The sequence below is a fragment of the Ferrimonas balearica DSM 9799 genome, from assembly GCF_000148645.1.
GTDB classification, from domain to species: Bacteria; Pseudomonadota; Gammaproteobacteria; order Enterobacterales; family Shewanellaceae; genus Ferrimonas; species Ferrimonas balearica.
On the sequence record NC_014541.1, the window covers coordinates 1,887,541 to 1,909,207 of the forward strand.

Consider the following 21,667-nt stretch of genomic DNA (forward strand, 5'->3'; position numbering starts at 1 on the left):
ATTTATGTCACAAACTTAAACAAGCCAAACGGTGAGATCAATGCACTGGTCTTTGTTGGTGGCAAACGCCTACACTGGAACCAGGATGAGGTTCGGATTTGGGGGCTCGCAATGAAGCGTATTGCCTTGTTGGTATTGTGGTTTTTTACCGTTGGATTGATGGCGCAGGAAGCGCCGAATGAGGTCGCTGAGGCGGTGGCGGCGGAGGCGCAAGCGCAAGCGCAAGCCAGCAAAGAGTCAAAGGCAGCGCCCGGTATCGACCTGAACGCCGAGTATGAGCAGGTTCAAGCGGATATTGAAACCACCAGTAAACGGGTGGACGAGCTGGAAGCCAGCTGGGAGAAAACTCAGTCTGAGATGAGCCGCGATCTGCTGCAACAGCAGGCGGTAGCCGACACCCTCACCATGACCCAGCGGGTGGACGCGTTTCTGGGCCATGTCGAAGCCAGCACCGTGCCCGAGGAACGCCAGCTTGGGGTGGATGTGGTCAGGGCGGAAAACCGGTTCTTTCAAAGTCGCCTTGAGCTGGCATCGTCCGGCCTGCGCAAACTGTTTGAGCAGTACGAGCAAGCCGACGGCGAGAAGCAGCTACTGATCCTGCTTAACATCGATGACTTCTACTCCTACATCAACTGGTTGCTGATGGAGCGGCAGAAGAACCTTGAGTTGCTGCAGGGCTGGAAACTGGATACCGCAAAAGAGCAGCGTAAGCTCAACCGTGAGGTAACCCGGTACGCTGAATTTATGGCGATCTACCTGCGCACCAGCACCCGACAGAAAGAGTTACTTCAGCGCGAAATCAAAACCCTGCCTGCCGAGTCCCGCAGCGCCTTTGAAGGCAAGGTGGCGACACAGGACCGACTGGTTCGCAGCGCCGTCAGCAACCTGAAAGAGGTGTTGGTGCTGATGGAGCAGCAGGGCTTGCCGGTGGAGGAGTACAACGAACTCATCTTCAAAACCACCGGGAATCTGGCGGAAGCGGTGGTGAGTATCGGGGCGATGCGCACGGTGCTCTCGGGATTGTGGGATGACTCACTGAACTGGTTGAAGACCAATCTGGGTGGCATTCTGTCCCGCCTGGTGTTGTTTGCCGCCCTGATGGGGGTAGCGGTGTTTATCTCACGCCTGGTAAGGCGTGGCATTGAGCGGGCGGTCACCCACCGAAAAGCCCACTTCAGCACCTTGGTGCAGGACTTCTTTATTACCGTGGGCGGCAATCTGGTGGTGATCATCGGTTTGCTGTTTGCGTTGGCGCAGGTCGGTCTGGACCTGACCCCGGTACTCACCGGTTTGGGGGTGGCGGGTATCGTGATCGGCTTTGCCCTGCAGGACACCCTGTCCAATTTTGCCTCCGGCATGATGATTCTGATCTACCGGCCGTTCGATGTCGGTGACTATGTTGAGGCTGGCGGGGTGGCCGGCAAAGTGGGGAAGATGAGCCTGGTCAACACCACCATCCGAACCTTCGACAATCAGGTGTTTATGGTGCCCAACGCCAAGATTTGGGGGGAAACCATCAAGAACATCACCTCCGAACGGATCCGCCGGGTGGATCTGGTGTTTGGCGTGGCGTACACCGACAACGTCGAGCAGGTGGAGCAGATTCTGGAAGAGATCGTGACCAAGCATCCGTCGGTGCTGAAGACGCCGGAACACGTCATCCGCCTCCATGTCCTGAACGAATCCTCCGTCGACTTTATCGTACGCCCCTGGGTGAAGACCGACGATTACTGGGATGTGTACTGGGACATCACCCGCGAAGTGAAAGTGCGCTTCGACCAGGAGGGGATCACCATTCCGTTCCCGCAGCGGGAGCTGCACGTCCACACCATCACCCCACCGCCTCAGCTGCCTGACGAGCCGGTCTCGCTGCAACGCTCCGATACCGGATTGCGCGCGGCGGGTGAAGGGGAGGATGGCACCCTCTAAGTCGGCGAAGAACAGCAAAAAGGCGGTGCCTCAGGCGCCGCCTTTTTCGATCCTCGTGGGTTAGCTGCCCCGTTGATAACGGCGCTGTATCTGCGCCACCTCAACGGAGTAGTGCTGATACCAGCTCGCTTTACCCAATGTCTGGGCGACCTGATGTTCGCTGTTCTCACGCCAGGCTTGAATGGCGGCTTCTGAATCCCAGTAGGAGAGGGCGATCTCCTCATCACCTTCGGTAACGGCCACAAACTCGAGGCAACCAAACTGGTTCAGGGCGCGTTCGCGCAATTGGGCGGCCATGGTGCTGTAACGGGCATCGAGCTGCACCACCTGGGCGCGGAAGATCACGACGAACATCGACTCAGGGTACCAGTCGGTTAATGGCCGGGATCCGTGCCAGTGCGGCCGTGATGGCCCAGGCCACCAGCAGCGTCACCACGGTAATAACCGGAATGCCGATCAGGGTGTGGCCAAACCAGCCATAAACCCCGTTCTCCAGATCCCGTACCGGGATCAGCAACAACGGGTGCACCAGGTAGATCCCCAGGCTGTAGGTGGAGATGGAGGTGATCACCTTCTTGGCGCCAGCACCGATGCGGTCCGCGTAGCTCTGGGCCAGCACAAACAGCATGCCGCCGATCAACACCGTATTCAGGGTTTTGTATCCCATAAACAGCGAGCTGTAGGCGCCTTTGGCTTCGGAGGCGTACCAGGTGCCGATGACGTTGAGCAGCGCAGAGCCAATCCCCAGAACCAGCCAGATTTTCAGCTGCGGGCGGTTATCCCGGTTAAACAGGTACCAGCCCAGCACCAGGTAACCGGTGTAGAGCAGAATGTTTTGACGCAACGGCGTCTCCACCTTAAGCAGGTGCATCAGGGTCAGCAGCATCCAGGCGGCGATCAGCAGTTTGACCCGCTCCGGGTCCATCCGGTGCAGCAACGGCGCCAACAGCGGAATCACGAAGTAGAGCGGAATGAAGTCGTAGAAAAACCAGAGGTGGTACCAGACCGGTTCGTTGGGGGAGGCTTCAATGATCGCCAGCGTGTCGGATGCCGACCACTGGCCGCCGCTGAATCCGCCGACGGCGGCGTAGATTAGGGTCCAGCCGATAAAGGGCACCACCACTTTGCCCAGCCGTCGCTGGAGGTAGTGGCGGTTGTCAAACGGGCGGGTATCGGACAGCAGCAGGGCACCGCTGATCATCATAAACACCGGTACTGCCCAGCGGGTCAGGGCGTTGATGCTGACGGCACCAAACCATTGGTGGTCAGGAATGACGCCATATCCCCCCCGCAATGGGCCGAGGACGTGGATGGCGATTACGGCGATGGCGGCGATAAACCGCAGCAGGTGGATGTAGAAGATGTCCGGGCGACGTGCGCTCATGCCAAATTCCTTGAGCCAATGGTTGGTTTCTATCCTACTCATTGTGCTGTAAAAACGCGACCAGAGGGGCCAGTGGCAGGGCATAAAAAAACGCCACCCAGGGGAAGGTGGCGCATAAAGAGAATGATGACTCAAGGATAAATCGATTGCAGGGAAGTGACTTATCTGATGGATAGGACCGGCGACCAAGAGAAAAAGTTCACTGACGGTGAAAATAAAGCGAAAAAAACGTCGGGCCAGTGAGAAAGGCAAAAAAAGCCGCCCACTAGGGGCGGCAAACAAGAACGATGATTGGTTCCATGCACGCGTTGCTGCGAGCGTGTACCCGGTGTGACTGCCGCGATAGCGCGAGGTTCAGCGCACAAATGAGCTTTGGATCTGAATCGTGATGCTGGTCACGAATTGATCAGATCTTCAGCCCCATCAGCTGCTGCTGCATGCCGTCGGCAGTGCCCCGCACTGCCTGGCTGGCGTCCACCGATTCCACCGCGGATTGCTCCAGTTCGTGGGACTGGTTGCGGATCTGCATCAGGTTGCCGGAGATCTCGTTGGCCACGCTGCTTTGCTGCTCGGCGGCGGTGGCGATCTGGCTGCTCATGGCAAACACCTTGTCGGAGTGCTGGGCAATCTGCATCAGGTCCTGACCGGCGCGGCTGACCAGGTTCTGGCCCTGCTCGGCCCGGTCTACCGTGCGGGCCATCAGCTCCTCCAGGTTTCGGGTGCCGGCCTGCAGCTCCTCAATCATCTTCTGGATCTCCACCGTGGCGGCCTGAGTCCGTCCGGCCAGGGAGCGCACTTCGTCCGCCACCACAGCAAAACCGCGGCCCTGATGGCCGGCTCGGGCGGCCTCAATGGCGGCGTTGAGGGCAAGCAGGTTGGTTTGCTCAGAGATGCCGTTGATGGTGGTCACCACCGCATCGATGCGATCCGCGTTGGTGTTGACCTGACTGACCGCGCTGGAGGCGCTGTGCACCTCCGTCACCAGTTGCTCAATGGTGGCGATGGTGGTTTGAATCTGTTCGTGGCCGTTTTCGGCATCCCGAGACGCCTGGCGGGTTTCCACTGAGGTTTGCTCGGCGTGGTTGGCCACCTCACGCACGGTGGCGGTCATCTCCTCCATGGCTGAGGCCAGGGTATCCAGATGAAGACGCTGGTCCACCGCCAGTTCCTTGCTGTTGCTGGCCTGGCTTTCCAATGAGTGGGAAGCCGCCTGCATCCGCTCGGAGATGCCGCGCAGGTCACGGACAACCCGCTGGCGGGTGGCGATCAGCTCATCGATGTGGTTGGCCAGAGGACGCAGGTCATCGCGGCCGGGATCAAAGTTCATCCGCACCGTCAGGTCGTTGTTGGCGGCCTGGCGCATCACCTCCTGCATAAAGGCGAGACTGCCGGTGATAAAGCGACGCACGGTGTAGGAGACAAAGAGGGTCAGTATCACCACCGCCAGGATCGCCACCAGCAGGGTTTTATGCTCCGCAATCACCGAGTTGGCGTTGGCAACGGGCTGGCGGTACTGCAGGTAGATGCCGGGAAGGATTTCGGCGCTGTAGTACTGGAAGCCGCCGCGGCTTAGGATCTCACCCGCGGGCACCAGAGCGGGGTCACCCTGCTTAAGGATGGTGCCGTTTTGCAGGCTGGCGACCAGACGGGCCCGATTGTCTTCGTCGAGATGGGCGAAGAGGGCGGCCTGATCTCGGGTTTTGCCCACCAGTGATTGTTCGAGACTGGCCGCATTGGCGTCGATATCGGCCTGGATAAAGAGGCTGGCAAAGACCAGAAGGGCGATGATAGGGGTGACCGAGATAAGCAACAGCTTCTCTTTGATGGTCAGGCGGATAAGGTAGGGGTCCCAGAAGCCGGGTTTACTTTCGTTCATGCCGTGTTCACTGCCAGAGTTTCGGTTCAGCGCCCTTAGTCGGCCTGATTGGCAGTGAACTTTAAACGGGATTCGTGTGCGGTTGAATTAGTGGGAGGCGGATCACGCAATGGCTGAAACCCCGGTCATTGCGCGCTCCCACAGTCGCTGCTCGCCGGATCAGGCAGCGATGTTGGCTTTCTGCCCTTCATCAGGATCCGCCGGCAATTGACGATAAAGCGCAATCAACCGTTGGTAACTGTCCCGTGATGCCGGGTCGGTGCGCCTTGCCAGCAGTTGCGATCCCTTAACCAGCAACTGGTGCGCCACCCGATATTGGCCCCGAGCGATGGCGACGGTGGCGCGCTGCTCCACACTGCTGATGTTCATCTCCACCTGAAGGGTATGCAGCTGTGCATCCAGCTGGGCATGTTCGTCCTCCTGCAACAGACCGGAACGGCGTGCAGCACGCCCCAGTTGGCGCTGCTTCCGGATCGCAGTGAGTATCACCAGGTGCTGTTTGTCCGTTCGCGGAAGCGCACACAGCTGCTTTGTCTCTTCGTGCCCGCTGGATTGCAGTTGGGCGAGGGCATTTCGCACCACCCGCAGGCGCTGGGCAAACGCAGTGTCAGCCGGATCCAGCGTCGCCATGGTCAACTGCGCCTGTACCATCTGTTGGTCGAGATGGGTGAGCAGCAGGGGATGGACGCTCAGCAGGTTGGAAAACCGCACAATCTGTTCAGCAAAATCGACCCCTTCGCGACAGGCGCGGATCCCGTTGAGGCGAAGCGCAGCAGTGTGCTGACGACGCCTGCGCCAGGCCCAGGTGGCGAAGACAATTGTGGACACCGCCGTGATGGCAAACCAGAAAGACATAGTAAAAGCAGCGTGTTAGACGTTTTAAGGCGCGCAAGAATAGCGGAAATCCCGGTGTTGTCGACGCCTAATTTATTGATGCGGCGCAAGACTCAGTCGGCGTTGGTGAGCCTTTGTCCGGCCCTCGAACCATTGAGGGCGTTCAGTCGACAAATCGCCCTGTAGCGGGCCAGCCGCTATGATTCTCAGTCACAGTCACGTCCGCCACCCTGGGGAGTCACGGACCGGATTGCGGTGCAATCACAACTGAACAGAATTCAATTCGTTGCCGAATGGGCGAATAAACTTTGTCCGATTGTGCAATTGACTCGCCAGACGAGTTTTTTTAGCCCGCACAATGGAGTAAAATTTCCCCCCTTTATCAGTCGATTGATTTTCGACCGGATCGGACCCGAGAAGAGAAAGATGCAGCAACTAGCAGAGATTGTCGCTCAGGCGTTGGCCGCCATCGAGGCGACCGACGATCTGAAAGCGCTCGATGATATCCGGGTAAACTACCTGGGTAAGAAGGGTGAGATCACCGCCCTGATGAAATCCTTGGGACAGTTGTCCGCCGAGGAGCGCCCCGCAGCGGGCCAACAGATCAATGCCGGTAAGCAGCAGGTTCAGCAGGCGCTCAACGCCCGTATTGAAACCCTGCAAAGCGCCGCCCTCAACGCCAAACTGGCTGAGGAAGCCGTGGATGTCACCCTGCCGGGCCGTAAACTGGCCACCGGCGGCCTGCACCCGGTAAACCGTACCATCGAACGCATCGAAGCTTTCTTTGCCGATCTGGGCTTCGACGTCGCGTCTGGTCCGGAAGTGGAAGACGGCTTCCATAACTTCGATGCGCTGAACATTCCGCCCCATCATCCGGCGCGGACCGATCACGATACCTTCTTCTTTAATCCTGATCTGATGCTGCGCACCCACACCAGTGGCGTGCAGATCCGGACCATGGAAGCGAATAAGCCGCCGATCCGAGTGATCTGCCCGGGCCGTGTATACCGCAACGACTACGACCAGACCCACACCCCGATGTTCCACCAGGTGGAAGGTCTGCTGGTGGCGGAGAAGGTCTCCTTCGCGGAGCTCAAAGGCGTGCTGTACGACTTCCTGCGTAACTTCTTCGAGGAAGATCTGGACGTGCGTTTCCGCCCCTCCTACTTCCCCTTCACTGAGCCGTCTGCCGAAGTGGACGTGCGCCGCAAAGACGGCAAGTGGCTGGAAGTACTGGGCTGCGGCATGGTGCACCCGAAGGTGCTGGAATCCGTTGGCATCGATCCGGAGAAATACGCCGGTTTCGCCTTCGGTATGGGCGTTGAGCGTCTGACCATGCTGCGCTACGGCGTGAATGATCTGCGCGCGTTCTTCGAGAACGACCTGCGCTTCCTGAAACAGTTCCAGTAAGGGGTTACCGATGAAATTTAGTGAATCCTGGTTGCGGGAGTGGGTAAACCCTGCCATCTCCACCGAGGAACTGTCTGAGCAGATCTCCATGGCCGGCCTGGAAGTGGACGGTGTGGACCCGGTTGCCGCCGATTTCCACGGCGTGGTCGTGGGTGAGGTGGTGGAGTGCGGTCAGCACCCGGACGCCGACAAACTGCGCGTGACCAAAGTGAACGTCGGTGGCGAAGAGCTGCTGGACATCGTTTGTGGTGCCTCCAACTGCCGCCTCGGCCTGAAAGTGGCTGTTGCTACCGTGGGCGCTGAACTGCCCGGCGGTTTCAAGATCAAGAAAGCCAAGCTGCGCGGCCAGCCGTCTCACGGCATGCTGTGCTCCTTCACCGAGTTGGGCATCGACGTTGAAGCCGATGGCATCATCGAGCTGCCAGCGGACGCCCCGATCGGTACCGACATCCGTGAATACCTGGCCCTGAACGACAACGCCATCGAGGTTGACCTGACCCCGAACCGCGCTGACTGTCTGGGTCTGGCCGGCCTGGCCCGCGAAGTGGGTGTACTGAACCGTATCGCCGTCAACGAGCCGGAAGTGGCTGCCGTTGAAGCCAGCATTGACGCCGTACACGGCATCCGTGTTGACGCCCCTGAGCACTGCCCGCGCTACCTGGGCCGTGTGGTGAAGAACATCAATGTCAAAGCCGAAACCCCGCTGTGGATGCAGGAAAAACTGCGTCGTGGCGGCATTCGCAGCATTGACGCTGTGGTCGACATCACCAACTTCCTGCTGCTGGAATACGGCCAGCCGATGCACGCCTTTGACCTGGCCAAACTGAATGGCGACATTCAGGTGCGCCTGGCCGCTGCCGGCGACAAGCTGACCCTGCTCGACGGCAACGAAGTGGAGCCCCGCGCGGACACTCTGCTGATCGCCGACGATAACGGTCCGCTGGCGCTGGCGGGCATCTTCGGTGGCGAGCACAGTGGTGTAACCACGGAAACCACCGATGTGCTGCTGGAGTGCGCGTTCTTCAACCCGCTCTCCATCATCGGTAAAGCCCGTTCCTACGGCCTGCACACCGACTCCTCCCACCGTTTCGAGCGCGGCGTTGACCCGCAGCTGCAAGCCAAGGTGATGGAGCGTGCCACCGCACTGCTGCTGTCCATCTGTGGCGGCGAAGCCGGTCCGGTTGTTGAAGTGAAGTCCGATGCGCACCTGCCGCAGCCGGCCACCATCACCCTGCGTCGCGCCAAGCTGGACGCGCTGCTGGGTCATGTGATCAGCGACGAAGACGTGTCTGAAATCCTGACTCGCCTGGGCTGTGAAGTGACCGTCGTCGACGGCGGCTGGCAGGCGAAAGCCCCGAGCTGGCGTTTCGACATGGCGATCGAGCAGGACCTGATTGAGGAAGTGGCCCGCATCTACGGCTACAACAACATCCCCAATCTGGCCCCGGTCGCTGAACTGACCATGACCGACCACACCGAAGCCAAGCTGCCGCTCAAGCGCGTTCGCAGCCTGCTGGTGGACCGCGGTTACCAGGAAGCGATCACCTACAGCTTCGTTGACCCGAAACAGCAGGTCCGCCTGCACCCGGGCATCGAGCCGATGGTTCTGCCGAACCCGATCTCCTCCGAGATGTCCGCCATGCGTCTGTCTCTGTGGACCGGTCTGCTGGGCGCTGTTGCCCACAACCAGGCCCGTCAGCAGAACCGCGTGCGCCTGTTCGAAAGCGGCCTGCGCTTTATCCCGGATGCCAACGAGGCGATGGGTGTACGTCAGGAGCCGGTACTGGCTGCCGTGATTGCGGGCACCCAGAGCGATGAACATTGGGACATGGCCGCCAAGACCGTCGACTTCTTCGACCTGAAAGGCGACCTGGAAGCGGTACTGGCCCTGACCAATACTCCGTACGAGTTCAGCTTCCGTGCTGCCCAGCACCCGGCGCTGCATCCCGGCCAGTGTGCCGAGATCCTCAAGGGTGACGAAGTGGTTGGCCTGATTGGTGCCATCCATCCGCAACACGAGAAGAAGCTGGGCCTCAACGGCCGCACCATCGTGTTCGAGATCGCCCAGTCAGCGATCCTGGAGCGCCAACTGCCGGAAGCCAAGCCGGTTTCCCGCTTCCCGGCCAACCGTCGGGACATCGCCATCGTGGTTGATGAGTCGGTAGGTGGCGGTGACGTTGAAAAAGTGATACGAAAAGTTGGCGGAAATCAGTTGGTTGCCGTAAACTTGTTTGACGTATATCGTGGGAAAGGTGTCAACGAGGGTCAAAAGAGTCTGGCGATTGCACTGACCTTGCAGGATGTCGAGCGCACCCTGGAAGAGAAGGAGATCGCACAAGCGGTTGAGAACATCGTTGCCACTTTGAAGTCAGAGTTCAACGCACAGTTGAGGGACTGAGACACATGGCGCTGACCAAAGCCGATATGGCAGAGCACCTCATCGAAACTTTGGGTCTCCACAAGCGAGACGCCAAGGACGTTGTGGAAGCCTTCTTTGAAGAGATCCGCCTAGCCCTGGAAACCGGGGAACAGGTTAAGCTGTCGGGTTTTGGGAACTTCGAACTCAGGGATAAGAATGAACGTCCGGGACGGAACCCCAAGACGGGCGAAGACATCCCAATCACGGCTCGCCGAGTCGTGACTTTCCGGCCCGGCCAAAAGCTGAAGACCCGGATTGAAGAATCGGATCACCTGGGTGACGAAGCATAAGCGTCACTGAATCTCAAAAACGCCGTCCAATGGACGGCGTTTTTTTTTTGGCTTGTTGCTGGTGTCCATTACGTCGCCGGTTGCGCGGCGTCAAATCGTGTCCGACGGATGTGGCCGTGGTTTTGCACCGCCACTATCAGGCTTTCAAAGTTGTTCCTGTCTGGGTCGATCTCGTTGTGTTGGCAGTACCAGTTAATCGACGTTTTAAAGTCCGACACGCTGTCACCGGCGGCTTTGATGTCGCCGGTGGTGAGGTTGGGTCCACAGATGCCCACGTGCTTATCCGTCAGGGAGAGCAGGAAGGTGGTCTTCAGGGCCTCATCCAGGGATTCGTTGATGGGCCTGGAGCTGGCGTGGAACAGGCCCACCTCGCGCTCCAGTTTGTTGAGCGCGCTTTTCAGCCCTTTCAGCTGTTTGAGCAGCTCATCCCGTTCATGGTGGTGATTCAGCGCCTGCTCACTCAATGCTTCGGCATGCCGTTGCGCCAGCCAGTCGGAGCAGGCACTGGTGTGCGAGGTGATTCGGCACAGCTGGGTGCGTATCGCTTTAAGGCGGTCAGCGCTGGGGGAGAGAGGCCACAGCCGCTCGCCCTTACCGAACAGATACTCGAACGCGATCAGAATCTCCTCGGTGGTCAGCGCGATGGTCCCGGCGGTCTGATACGACATGATTTGGGCAATGTGCTTGGCTTTGCCCCAGTAAAGGTCCAGTGCGCGCTTCTCCTCCTGCGCTTCGAAAACGCGCATCTGGTGCGCCAGCGTCTTGCGTTGGTGGTTGAGCGCCAGTTCCTGACGCAGCAGAGCCTCTTCCGTGGTTCGGTTGCGCTTATCCGCAATCGCCCAGGCGCCCAGAGGCACGGACAGTGACAGCACCGCCAGCGGGACTTTGAAGTGCTGCCAGAACAGCATCAGCGCCGCACTGCCGCCATACCAGCCTGCCCAGGAAAGGCCATCGCCGATGCAGACGTAAGTGGCCAGAACCACAAACAAGGTGGCGGGCAGGCCAATGGCACATTGAAAGGGGCGGTATCGCCAGATGGGTTCAATTGCGGGGGTGTCCATATTCAACTTCTTTGCAGGAAAACGACGCCAACAGGGAGTGAGCGATATGAAACGGTTCATTGTACGACTTCCTGATTCTTTCTTATTGTTTCTAATGGCGTTTATCAGGATGGGTTCAGGTGAGTGGTGGGCAAAAAAATGCCCCACAATAGTGGGGCACAGGTTGTTGATGGCGGACACCAGCATCGAACCGGTGTCCGGTTCGGTTACTCCTTCACCAGCGACAGGTCCATTCGCAGCCGGTACAGCTGATACTCGGTGCCGCTGAAGTGGCTGCTCCAGCTTTCCAGCAGCGCCTTGGCTTTGTCTTCGTCACCCATATGTTTGGCGAGCGAGGCAGCAAAGCCGGGGTCCGGGTCTGCCATACCGGCGTAGTTGGTGTAGGGCACCACCAGATTGAGGGTGGGTTTACCGCCAACATTCCAGCTCCAGGCCCAGTGATAGGGCCAGTTCATCGCTTTGGCGTTTTCGCTTAATGCCGCCTTATCGGCCTCGGTACCTGCGCCTTCGCCGGCTTTAACCGAGTAGCGGGTGACACCGAAATACTGGAAGCCGGAATCGCCCTCTGGCCAGCGGCTGTTGGCCATGTCCACTTCGGCAAAGTTGTGGCCGACGCTAGCGATCAGTGGTGACACATTGTCACGCCAGTGCTCACCGGTTTTGTTTTTGGTTTGCCAGGCCAGGTAGCTGTCCACCTCGGCCCAGTTGCCGCAGCAGCTGCGGATCACGTAGTAATTGAGGTTGTTACCCAGAGTGGGGATGTAGACGCGCCACTCCCGGCTGTCGCCTTTGTCTTTGCGATAGGCGACATGCCGTTTAAGGGCCTCTTCGAATTTGGCGGCTTCGCCGACTTTGGGGGTGATCACCCACATTTCAGCGAGGTTATCCGGCTTGTCGGCTGCCAATACGGACAGGGGAAGGAGCAACAGGGGAACAATAAAACGACGCCATAGCAACTTCATGGAGTTCTCCTTTGGGTGGGAACGCGTCGGGGGCTAAACATAGCAAAGACCCGGCGATTGTGCCGGGTTCTCCACAGCACCGCAGCTCGCCACCGTGGACGGCACGGTTTGCTAGAGTTAGCGAAACCTCATGTGGAGATAGTGCTATGGCTCGCTGGATATTGGCGTTGTGGTGGCTCGCTCTGTTGGGTCTGCCCGTGCCGGCTCAGGCTGAGCGAATCCTGATGGATGCGTTTCTGGTGACGCCGCTGCCGGGCCAGCGGGGGCCGCTGGAGCAGGCGATTCATGAACATCTCGACTTTCGGCTGTCAAAAGGGGAGACCCGCCCCTGGTTGCTTTATACCCCCACTCTCGGCAAGAACATCGGCCGTCTGATGCTGTTTCACTGTTGCGTCAGTTGGGAGGAGCTGGAGCGTTACCATGCCTGGGAGGATGACGCGGAGACCACCGCCCATTGGATGAACTTTGTTGAACCCTTTATCCAGCGGCTGGACCATTACATCAGCGAAGTTGACGTGAACAGCAGTAATTGGGAGGGGTATGGCAAGCCCAGCCCCTATTTGAGCGTCACTGAGTTGCACCTGCATGCGGGCCATCGTGATCGGGCCATGAAGGATGTGGCCACCATCAGCAATCATGTCAAAGCGATGGATTGGCTGCCGCGATGGCTGTGGAGCTGGCAGCTGGGTGGTGATCCGGTGCTCAATCTGATCATCCCGCAGGACCGGCTGTCCGACATGTCGGTTCATGTTCCGGGCTTTGAGCAGGCGTTGGGGGAACACCTGGGGGACGGTCGTAAAGCGAGAAGCCTGGTGGAGGAGTGGAATGTCCACTTTGAAGAGAGCCATTTCCAACTGTACCGCCTGCTGAGAACGGTGGAGCCTGGCGAAACCGAGGAGTAGCGTTTCGAATAGTGATCTGAATCGGAACTTGGCCCGGATGTTTTGAACTGGCGGGGAAGCTTCGTCTAATGTGGAGGCCTTTCCATAAGCCTCTGCAGCAGCCGGCGTTGTCGGCAAGAGAATCCCTATGCCCCAGATCCAATCCGAGCGTCTTATCCAGCACTTTATCGAGCTGGTGAAGATCGACAGCGAATCCCGAAACGAAAAAGCGATCAGCGAAACCCTGGCCGAGCAACTCGGTGCCATGGGCTTTGAGGTGCACAAACAAGCGGTGGATGCGGCCATCTCCAACGGCCACAATCTGTACGCGCGTCTGCCGGGCACTCTGCCGGGGCAGATCCTGCTGAGCTGTCATATGGACACCGTGACCCCGGGCAACGGCATTGAGCCGGTGATCGAGGACGGCATCATCCGCTCCAAAGGCGACACCATTCTCGGTGGCGACGACAAGTCCGGCATCGCGGCCATTATGGAAGCGGTACGCTGCATTCAGGAGCAGGGGCTGGCTCACCAGAGCATTGAGTTGGCCTTTACCGTCAACGAAGAGTGTGGCCTGCACGGTTCCAAGCTGTTTGATATGAGCCTGGTGCAAGCCAAAACCGGCATTGTGCTCGATTCCGGTGGCCCGATCGGCACCATCATCACCACTGCGCCGGGTGCGGAAACCATGAAGGTCACCATCACTGGCAAGCCTGCCCACGCTGGTCTGGCACCGGAAACCGGCATCAACGCCCTGACCGTTGCCGCCGACGCCATCAGCAAGATGAAGCTGTCCCGTATCGACGAGGAAACCACCGCCAATATCGGTACCGTTCAGGGTGGCGGCGCCACCAACATCGTGATGCCGAGCCTGGTGATGGAAGCGGAAGCGCGCTCACTGGATGACGACAAGCTGGCCGCTCAGGTGGCACACATGGTGGAAACCTTTGAGCAGGCGGCTGAGCGTCATGGTGCTCAGGTCACCATCGAGCGCAGCCGCGAGTACGATGCCTACCGCCTGAGCGACGACGAAGCGCTGGTGCAGGGCATCAAGGCCGCCTTTGCTGCTAACGGTATCGAAGCGATGACCAAATCCACCGGCGGCGGCTCTGACGCCAACGTGTTCAATGCCAAGGGACTGCAAACCGTCAACCTCTCCACCGGTATGGCGAAAGTGCACACCTGTGAAGAGGAGATTGCGGTGGCGGATCTGGTCGCCATCAGCGATTTCCTGTTTACCTACCTCAGCTGCTGAGTCTGACTCGGCCTGAACGCAAAACCCGGAGCCTGGCTCCGGGTTTTTTGTTGGTGCGTTGTCCGGTGGGCGCCGGGCTAGCGATGACGCTGACTCAACCGGTCAATCACTTCCGCCATCGGCACCTGCTGCTGCTCGAGCAATACCGTCAGGTGGTAAAGCAGATCGGCGGTTTCGTCGATCAGGTTTTCCCTGTCGTTGGTGGCTGCGGCCAATGCCACCTCCACCCCCTCTTCGCCCACTTTCTGTGCGACCCGGCGCGGATTGCCGTTGAGCAGAGAGGCGGTGTAGCTCGATTCCGGTGTGGCGTTGCGTCGTTCGGCAACGATGGCGGCGAGCGTATTGAGAAACGGCTGGTTGCGGCTGTCGTCGAAGCAGCTGTCGTTGCCAAGGTGGCAGGTGGGGCCCTTGGGCCGGGCCTGAACCAGAATGGCATCGTTGTCACAGTCGGTGCCGAGGGTCACCAGCGCCAGCACGTTGCCGGAGCTTTCCCCCTTGGTCCACAGGCGCTGCTTGGAGCGGCTGTAGAAGGTGACCTGGCCGGTTTCGAGGGTTTTGGCCAGGGCAGCCTCATTCATGTACCCCACCATCAGTACCCGTCCGGTCAGGTAGTGTTGCACCACGGCGGGCACCAGGTTGTCCATCTTGGCCCAGTCGATGGTGGGCAGGGTGTTCTCTGTTGTCATGGGCGTACCACCACGTCTTGTTGAAGGAGATAGGCTTTAAGTTGCGGTATCGGGATGATCCCTTTATGAAACACCGAGGCGGCGAGGGCGCCATCCACCCGAGCCTGCTGGAACACGTCGCGAAAGTGCTCTGGCGCGCCGGCTCCACCGGAGGCGATAAGGGGCACGCTGCAAACGTCCCTTACCGCACTGAGCTGGGCGATGTCGTAACCCTGGCGCACACCGTCCTGATTCATGACGTTAAGCACAATCTCCCCGGCACCGCGGCGAATCACCTCCTGGATCCAGTCCAGGGTTTCCCTACCGGTATCGCGGGTGGCCGCTTCAGAGCCGGTAAACTGCTTAACCCGATAACGGCCGCTGTCTGCGTCAAACCAGGAGTCCACCCCCACCACTACGCACTGGCGACCGAATCGATCATTAAGGCGGTTGATCAGGTTCGGGTCGGCCAACGCCGGACTGTTGACGGAGATCTTGTCTGCACCGTCGGCCAGAATCGCCTGAGCGTCCTCAATGGTCTTGATGCCACCGGCCACACAGAAGGGGATGTCTAGTTGCTCCGCCACCCGGGCCACCCAGCTTTTCTCCACGGTGCGGCCGTCGGCGCTGGCGGTGATGTCGTAGAACACCAGCTCGTCGGCGCCCTCGGCGGCATAACGCGCCGCCAGGGGCACGATGTCACCGACAATTTCGTGGTTGCGGAACTGCACCCCTTTCACCACCTGGCCATCTTTAACGTCGAGGCAGGGAATTATCCGTTTTGCCAGCATGCCAGTGCCTCCTCAATGGTAAAACGGCCAGCCAACAGCGCTTTGCCGATAATGATGCCACCGATGTTGATCGCCTTGAGTTCGGCCAGGTCGGACAGTTGGGCGATGCCGCCAGAGGCCTGCCAGCGGACGGTGGGGTAGCGGGTTACCAGCTGTTGATACAGTGCGACGTTGGGCCCGGACAGCATGCCGTCACGGTCCACATCGGTACAGAGTACATCGCTCAGGCCCGCTTCCAGCAGCGGAGCAATGACGTCTGCCAGTGCTTTGCCGGAGCCTTTTTGCCAGCCGTGGGTCAGCACCTCAGGCTGGCCATCGTCATCCAGTCGCACATCCAGAGCCACCGTGATGCGGTCCGGTCCGTACTGGCGCAACCAGCCTGCTACCGTGTCCGGCTGACTGACCGACAGCGAGCCCACCACCACTTTGGCCACGCCAATATCCAGCAGAGCGTCAACGTCGGCCTGCGAGCGAACGCCACCGCCCACCTGAATCGGCGCGTCCAGCTGGCTGACCAGCCGGGCAATGGTGTCGAGTTGGCGGTTGGCCGGGTCTTTGGCGCCGTCCAGATCAACCAGGTGCAACAGGGCGCTGCCCGCATCCTGGTACGCCCGCAGCTGTTCCAGCGGGTCCAGCTGGAACCGGGTGACGGCGTTAAAGTCGCCTTTTTCGAGACGGACAACGTTGCCGTTAATCAGGTCAATGGCGGGGATGATCATGCCGGGATCTCCAGAAAATTTTTCAGAATGCGGGCACCGACGGCACCACTGCGCTCGGGGTGGAACTGCACCCCCATAATGTTGCCGCGTCCCACGGACGCAGAGAACGGCTGGCCGTAGTCGCAGCGGGCCAGGGTCAGGTCACTGCAGGCCACGCCATAGCTGTGGACGAAGTAGACGTAATCGCCCTTGCGGATGCCGGCAAACAGCGGGTGGTCGACCGGCTCAAGGGTGTTCCAGCCCATGTGGGGCAGGGGCTGGTCGCCAACCTTAAGGCGCTCGGTGGTAAAGGGCAGCAATCCCGGCAGGGTGGTGTTGCCCTCATCGGAGCGCTCTCCCAGCAGTTGCATCCCCAGGCAGATCCCCAGCAGCGGTTGCTCGATGCGCGGCAGTACCGGCAGCAGGCCCCGTTGCTCCAGTTGCACCATGGCAGCCTGGGCGGAGCCGACTCCGGGCAGAATCACCCGCTCGGCACTGAGGATGGTGTCGGCATCGGCGCTGATGTGCGCAGGGGCGCCGAGCCGCTCAAAGGCGAAACGGACCGAGGCCAGATTGGCGCAGCCGGTGTCGATAATGACGGTCATGGCATCACTCCTTACAACGTGCCTTTGGAGGAGGGCAGGGTGTTGCCCTCTTTGCGCAGGGCCTGGCGCAGGGTGCGACCCAGTGCCTTAAACAGGGCCTCGACCTTGTGGTGCTCATTGCTGCCCGCCACCTTCAGATTGAGGGTGCAGGCGAGGCCATCGGCAAAGCTGCGAAAGAAGTGCGGCACCATCTCGGTGGAGAGACCACCGACGCTGTCCCGGTTAAATTCCGCTTCGAACACCAGATAGGCGCGGCCGGACAGGTCGAGCAGACAGTGGGCCTCGGTTTCATCCATCGGCAGCGAGAAGCCAAAGCGACCGATGCCGCGCTTGTCCCCCAGCGCCTGACGGATGGCGGCGCCCAGCGCCAGCGCCGCGTCCTCAATGCTGTGGTGATCATCAATATCGAGATCGCCGGTCATACTCAGCTCCAGGCCAAAGCCGCCGTGGGTGGCGATCTGGTCCAGCATGTGATCGAAAAACCCAATGCCGGTGTCGATTTTGGCGGGGCCGGGCTGGTCGAGGTCGACTTTGACCCGGATGTCGGTTTCCGAGGTGGTGCGACGCAGTTCCGCCACCCGGTTCTGGCCGGTCAGTTGGCGGGCGATAGCCAGCCAGTCGTTGCTTTGCGGGTCGTAGCGCAGGCCACGAATGCCCATGGCCTGGGCCAGCTGGATATCGGTTTCCCGATCACCAATAACGTAGGAGCGTTCGAAATCCACTTTGCCTTCGACCAGATAGGGCTGCACCAGGCCGAGCTTGGGCTTACGGCAACTGCAGTTGTCGTGGTCGAAGTGGGGGCAGATCAACACCTCGTCAAAGCGGATGCCCTGACTTTCAAAGATCGCCATCATCGCCTGATGCGGGGCATCGAAATCCGCCTGAGGGAAACTGTCGGTGCCCAACCCATCCTGGTTGGAGACCATCACCAACCGGTAGCCGGCATCCTGCAACTGGCGCAGCACCGGGATCACCATCGGTTCCAGCTTGAGCTTATCCAGCCGGTCCAGCTGTTTGTCCACCGGCGGTTCCTCCACCAGGGTGCCGTCGCGGTCAATAAAGAGGATGGGTTGTTTCATGATACGGCGTCCTTGTTGAAGAGCGGGCGACGGCCAAGCGCGGCGCACAGGGCACGCTCAACCTGTTCAATCTCACTGTCTGCGCCAATGCTGATGCGCAGCCAGTCGGTCAGTTGCGGGTGGCGATAGGCCCGGATAAACAGGCCCTGGGACGCCAGTTGGTCGTAGCAGCGGCGGGCGTCTTTAAGTTCAAACAGCAGAAAGTTGGCTCGGGAAGGCAGGACCTGGCGGACTTCCGGCAGCGCCGTCAGTCGCTGTGCCAGGGCTTCGCGGCGGGCGTTGAGCTGAGCCACCTGCGTCTGCATTCGTCTCAGCCCTTCCGGTGACAACGCGTCGGCGGCCAGTTGCGCCACCGGCTCCGGTACCGGGTAGGGGGCGATCACCTTCTCCAGCAGGCCGATCACTGCCGGGTTGGCCAGGGTAAAGCCACAGCGGGCGCCGGCCAGTGCAAACGCCTTGGAGAGGGTGCGCAATACCACCAGGTTTGGGCACTGCTGAAGTGCGCCGGTGACGGTCAGTTCCGGGCAGAACTCGATGTAGGCTTCATCCACCACCAGCAGACTGTTGGGCAACTGTGCGGCCAGTCCGGTCAGGGTGGCGGGGTCGATCACCGTACCACTGGGGTTGTTGGGGTTGCAGACAAACACCAGCTTGCAGTCGCGAACCTGAGCGACAAAGTCGTCCGGCAGCTGGTAACCCTCGGCCCACTCCAGCAGGTCACAACCCACGGCGTTGGTGGCGGCACTGATGGCGTACATGCCGTAGCTGGGGCCACAGCTGGCGATGCGGTCGATGCCGGGTCGGCAGAAGGTGCGGATCAGCAGATCGATCCCCTCATCGGCGCCACGGGTCACCAGCACCTGCTCTGGTGAGACTCCGGCGTAGCTGGCGTAGCCATTGCGTACCGCGCCGGGTTGGCAATCGGGGTAGCGATTGACGCCGTTGATGGTGGTGTTGTTCCAGGGCGATTCGTTGGCATTGAGCCAGACGGTGCCGCCGACCGCTTCCCGGCGGGCGGAAGCGTAGGGCGTCAGGGCCGCGATCTCCGGACGAACCAGAGGAGTGAGCCAGTCAGGCAGGACAGGGGCTGTGCTCATTGCTGGGCCTCCAGACGCAGGGTGACGGCAGTGGCGTGGGCACGCAGCCCTTCCGCTTCAGCCAGGGTGGTGACGGCATTGGCGAGGGTGTTCAAACCGTCCTGGCTCAGCTCCTGCACGGTGAAACGGCGCTGGAAATCGGCCAGGGACAGGCTGGATGCGGTACGGGCGGCGCCGTAGGTGGGCAGCACGTGGTTGGTGCCGCTGGCGTAGTCGCCGACGGACTCCGGCGTCCAGGGGCCCAGAAAGATGGAACCGGCCGCGCGCAGGCGGGGCAGCAGGTCGCGGGGCGCCCGGGTTTGCACAATCAGGTGCTCCGGGGCGTAGGCGTTGCTGATGGCGCAGGCCTGCTCCAGGGTGTCGGCCAGAATCACCCGGCTCTGGCTCAGGGCAACTTGCGCTACAGCAGACCGCGGCAGGCGTTCGAGCTGACGACTTACTGCTTGTTCCACCGCATCAGCCAGGGCGGCACTGTTGGTCACCAGCATCACCTGAGAGTCTTCGCCGTGCTCGGCCTGAGAAAGGAGGTCCGCCGCCACGAAGTCCGGATTGGCGCTGTCATCGGCGATCACCAGCACCTCAGAGGGGCCGGCGGGCATGTCGATGGCGGTGCCCTGCTGGCTGACCTGGGTTTTCGCTTCGGTGACAAAGCGGTTGCCCGGGCCAAAGATCTTGTCGACCCGGGGCACGGTTTCGGTGCCGTAGGCGAGGGCTGCGATGGCCTGTGCACCGCCGATGGTAAACAGGGTGTCGACGCCGCAGCGGGAGGCCGCATACAGGATGGCGTCGTTGACCGGTGGCGGGGTCACCATCACTTTCAGTTCACAGCCGGCGATGCGGGCGGGCAGGGCCAGCATCAGTACGGTGCTGATCAGCGGGGCGGTACCGCCGGGGACGTACAGGCCCACTCGCTCAATCGCTTCGCTGCGCAGTTCGCAGCGCACGCCATTGGCGACATTGAGGGCGAGGGTCTGGGGTTGCTGCGCGCTGTGGAAGCGACCGATGTTATCGATGGCCTGGTCGATCGCCTGTTTCAGCGCCTCATCCAGTCGTCCGGCCGCCTCGGCCATCTGCTCCGGCCCCAGCTGCCAGTTGTCCCCCAGTGGCCCGTCAAACTGCTCTGTCAGTGCCAGCAGCCCCGCGTCGCCTTCGTTCTTCACTCTGGCCAGAATGGTGCGCACCGACTCGGCGACGGCGCCATCCTGCACCAGTTCGGACCGGCTCAGTGCCGCCTGCTTCTGCGTTTCGGTTAAGGTTTGCCAAATCACCCGTTGCATCGTTTACCCCAGCATCTTTTCAATCGGCAGCACCAGAATGGAGCTGGCCCCGAGGGTTTTCAGTTCTTCCATGGTGTCCCAGAACAGGGTTTCTGAACTGACGGCGTGCAGCGCCACCCGGCTGTTGTCTTCCGCCAGGGGCAGAACGGTGGGGTTTTCTGCACCGGGTAGCAGGGCGATAACCTGTTCCAGTTGCGCTTTGGGGGCGTGCAGCATGATGTACTTGCTCTCCTTGGCCTGGATAACGCCGTTGACCCGCACCATCAGTTTGTCGATCAGGGCCTGGCGTTCCGGGTCAAGGGGTTGGGGCGCCTGAATCAGGGTGGCCATGGAGCGGAACATCACCTCCACCTCTTTCAGGCCGTTGGCTTCCAGAGTGGCGCCGGTGGAGACCAGGTCACAGATGGCGTCCGCCAGTCCGGCACGAGGCGCCACTTCAACGGAGCCTTTCAGCATGCAGCTTTTGAACGGTACGCCTTTCTCGTTGAGGTAGCGGCGTAGCAGGTTGGGGTAGGAGGTGGCGATGCGGCAATCGGTCAGGGAGTCGGCACCGGCGTATTCGAAATCTTCTGGCACCGCCAGGGAGAGGCGGCAGCCACCGAAATCGAGGCGGCGCAGGGGTTTGAATGCCGCCTCCTGGCCCCGGGCTTCGCGCTCCAGCCGCTCCTCTTCCAGCACGTTCTCGCCGATGAAGCCCAGGTCTACCACGCCATCCATCACCAGGCCGGGGATGTCATCATCACGCACGCGCAGAATATCGATGGGCAGATTTTCCACGTGGCTCATCAGGCGCTGATCCCGCAGATTCAGCTTAAGGCCGCAGCGTTTGAGCAGGGCCTGGCTCTCATCAGAGAGGCGGCCGGATTTTTGGATGGCGATGCGCAAACGGCCGGAAGCGGTGCGTTGCGTGGAAGTTGGTTGTGTCATCTTTCATGTCCTTAACAAAAACGAAAAAACCCTGGCGCTTTGCCAGGGTTTTCGTCGTGTTTGGACTGTCACCACTGGTAGCGCCGTAACGGCAGCCACCAGCGATGTCGCCTTAGGCTACCGCTGTGTGTGATGGTGATGATGGATAGCGTTCAGGCTAAACAGGTTCATGTGTGTCCAAATCCAATGAATCAGTGCTTGCTATTTACGCTAATGCAGTGATTTTT

20 protein-coding genes are annotated in these 21,667 nt (G+C 60.3%); 6 read left to right on the top strand and 14 right to left on the bottom strand.

What is annotated here, in order from left to right; genetic code table 11:
• The first annotated feature begins 111 nt into the window (after positions 1–111).
• Positions 112–1,929, top strand: a complete 1,818-nt coding sequence (locus FBAL_RS08575; RefSeq protein WP_013345204.1) for a mechanosensitive ion channel family protein — start codon at positions 112–114, stop codon at positions 1,927–1,929.
• Between the two features lie 60 nt (positions 1,930–1,989).
• Here FBAL_RS08575 and FBAL_RS08580 read toward each other — a convergent pair whose 3' ends face one another.
• From FBAL_RS08580 to FBAL_RS08595, 4 genes are all read right to left on the bottom strand, one after another.
• Positions 1,990–2,283 (bottom strand): antibiotic biosynthesis monooxygenase family protein, encoded by a 294-nt coding sequence (locus FBAL_RS08580; protein ID WP_013345205.1) that lies wholly within the window; start codon positions 2,281–2,283, stop codon positions 1,990–1,992.
• Between the two features lie 4 nt (positions 2,284–2,287).
• Positions 2,288–3,313: an acyltransferase gene (locus FBAL_RS08585; protein WP_013345206.1), complete on the bottom strand. Its 1,026-nt coding sequence runs from the start codon at positions 3,311–3,313 to the stop codon at positions 2,288–2,290.
• Between the two features lie 406 nt (positions 3,314–3,719).
• Positions 3,720–5,189, bottom strand: coding sequence for a methyl-accepting chemotaxis protein (locus tag FBAL_RS08590; RefSeq protein ID WP_013345207.1), 1,470 nt, complete (start codon positions 5,187–5,189; stop codon positions 3,720–3,722).
• A gap of 159 nt (positions 5,190–5,348) precedes the next feature.
• Positions 5,349–6,044: a hypothetical protein gene (locus tag FBAL_RS08595; RefSeq protein ID WP_013345208.1), complete on the bottom strand. Its 696-nt coding sequence runs from the start codon at positions 6,042–6,044 to the stop codon at positions 5,349–5,351.
• A gap of 405 nt (positions 6,045–6,449) precedes the next feature.
• Here FBAL_RS08595 and pheS point away from each other — a divergent pair, with 405 nt between their 5' ends.
• From pheS to FBAL_RS08610, 3 genes are read left to right on the top strand one after another with little or no spacing between them, the layout of a single operon-like run.
• Positions 6,450–7,433 carry a phenylalanine--tRNA ligase subunit alpha gene (gene pheS / locus FBAL_RS08600; RefSeq protein WP_013345209.1) on the top strand — a complete coding sequence of 328 codons (984 nt, stop codon included), beginning with the start codon at positions 6,450–6,452 and terminating at the stop codon, positions 7,431–7,433.
• 10 nt (positions 7,434–7,443) lie between these two features.
• A complete protein-coding gene (gene pheT / locus FBAL_RS08605) occupies positions 7,444–9,831 on the top strand; it encodes a phenylalanine--tRNA ligase subunit beta (RefSeq protein WP_013345210.1) in 2,388 nt (795 codons plus the stop codon).
• Positions 9,832–9,836: 5 nt separating this feature from the next.
• Positions 9,837–10,142: an integration host factor subunit alpha gene (locus tag FBAL_RS08610; RefSeq protein ID WP_013345211.1), complete on the top strand. Its 306-nt coding sequence runs from the start codon at positions 9,837–9,839 to the stop codon at positions 10,140–10,142.
• Positions 10,143–10,210: 68 nt separating this feature from the next.
• Here FBAL_RS08610 and FBAL_RS08615 read toward each other — a convergent pair whose 3' ends face one another.
• Positions 10,211–11,203 (bottom strand): hypothetical protein, encoded by a 993-nt coding sequence (locus tag FBAL_RS08615; protein ID WP_041251235.1) that lies wholly within the window; start codon positions 11,201–11,203, stop codon positions 10,211–10,213.
• Between the two features lie 206 nt (positions 11,204–11,409).
• Positions 11,410–12,165, bottom strand: coding sequence for a hypothetical protein (locus FBAL_RS08620; protein ID WP_013345213.1), 756 nt, complete (start codon positions 12,163–12,165; stop codon positions 11,410–11,412).
• A gap of 146 nt (positions 12,166–12,311) precedes the next feature.
• Between FBAL_RS08620 and FBAL_RS08625 the strand changes: the two genes are divergently transcribed.
• Both FBAL_RS08625 and FBAL_RS08630 read left to right on the top strand, forming a co-directional pair.
• Positions 12,312–13,067, top strand: coding sequence for a hypothetical protein (locus tag FBAL_RS08625; protein ID WP_013345214.1), 756 nt, complete (start codon positions 12,312–12,314; stop codon positions 13,065–13,067).
• A 127-nt stretch (positions 13,068–13,194) separates the two neighbouring features.
• Positions 13,195–14,301: a M20/M25/M40 family metallo-hydrolase gene (locus FBAL_RS08630; protein ID WP_013345215.1), complete on the top strand. Its 1,107-nt coding sequence runs from the start codon at positions 13,195–13,197 to the stop codon at positions 14,299–14,301.
• Positions 14,302–14,378: 77 nt separating this feature from the next.
• Here the strand turns inward: FBAL_RS08630 and hisIE are convergent, their stop codons facing one another.
• Genes hisIE through hisG form a run of 8 tightly spaced genes read right to left on the bottom strand, consistent with a single transcriptional unit; the run spans position 14,379 to position 21,440 of the window.
• Entirely contained in the window at positions 14,379–14,987 is a 609-nt protein-coding gene (hisIE, locus tag FBAL_RS08635) for a bifunctional phosphoribosyl-AMP cyclohydrolase/phosphoribosyl-ATP diphosphatase HisIE (RefSeq protein WP_013345216.1), read from the bottom strand.
• A complete protein-coding gene (gene hisF / locus FBAL_RS08640) occupies positions 14,984–15,757 on the bottom strand; it encodes an imidazole glycerol phosphate synthase subunit HisF (RefSeq protein ID WP_013345217.1) in 774 nt (257 codons plus the stop codon). Before hisF ends, hisIE begins: the two co-directional genes overlap by 4 nt.
• Positions 15,739–16,476 (bottom strand): 1-(5-phosphoribosyl)-5-[(5-phosphoribosylamino)methylideneamino]imidazole-4-carboxamide isomerase, encoded by a 738-nt coding sequence (hisA, locus tag FBAL_RS08645; protein WP_013345218.1) that lies wholly within the window; start codon positions 16,474–16,476, stop codon positions 15,739–15,741. The genes hisF and hisA overlap by 19 nt, the downstream gene beginning before the upstream one ends.
• Positions 16,473–17,060: an imidazole glycerol phosphate synthase subunit HisH gene (gene hisH / locus FBAL_RS08650; protein ID WP_013345219.1), complete on the bottom strand. Its 588-nt coding sequence runs from the start codon at positions 17,058–17,060 to the stop codon at positions 16,473–16,475. Before hisH ends, hisA begins: the two co-directional genes overlap by 4 nt.
• 11 nt (positions 17,061–17,071) lie before the next feature.
• A complete protein-coding gene (gene hisB / locus FBAL_RS08655) occupies positions 17,072–18,139 on the bottom strand; it encodes a bifunctional histidinol-phosphatase/imidazoleglycerol-phosphate dehydratase HisB (protein WP_013345220.1) in 1,068 nt (355 codons plus the stop codon).
• On the bottom strand, positions 18,136–19,236 hold the full coding sequence (gene hisC / locus FBAL_RS08660) for a histidinol-phosphate transaminase (RefSeq protein WP_013345221.1): 1,101 nt from the start codon (positions 19,234–19,236) through the stop codon (positions 18,136–18,138). Before hisC ends, hisB begins: the two co-directional genes overlap by 4 nt.
• The gene (gene hisD / locus FBAL_RS08665; protein WP_013345222.1) at positions 19,233–20,513 is read right to left on the bottom strand and encodes a histidinol dehydrogenase; all 1,281 of its coding nucleotides are present in this window, start codon (positions 20,511–20,513) and stop codon (positions 19,233–19,235) included. Before hisD ends, hisC begins: the two co-directional genes overlap by 4 nt.
• A 3-nt stretch (positions 20,514–20,516) precedes the next feature.
• Positions 20,517–21,440 carry an ATP phosphoribosyltransferase gene (gene hisG / locus FBAL_RS08670; RefSeq protein ID WP_013345223.1) on the bottom strand — a complete coding sequence of 308 codons (924 nt, stop codon included), beginning with the start codon at positions 21,438–21,440 and terminating at the stop codon, positions 20,517–20,519.
• Between the last annotated feature and the right edge of the window lie 227 nt (positions 21,441–21,667).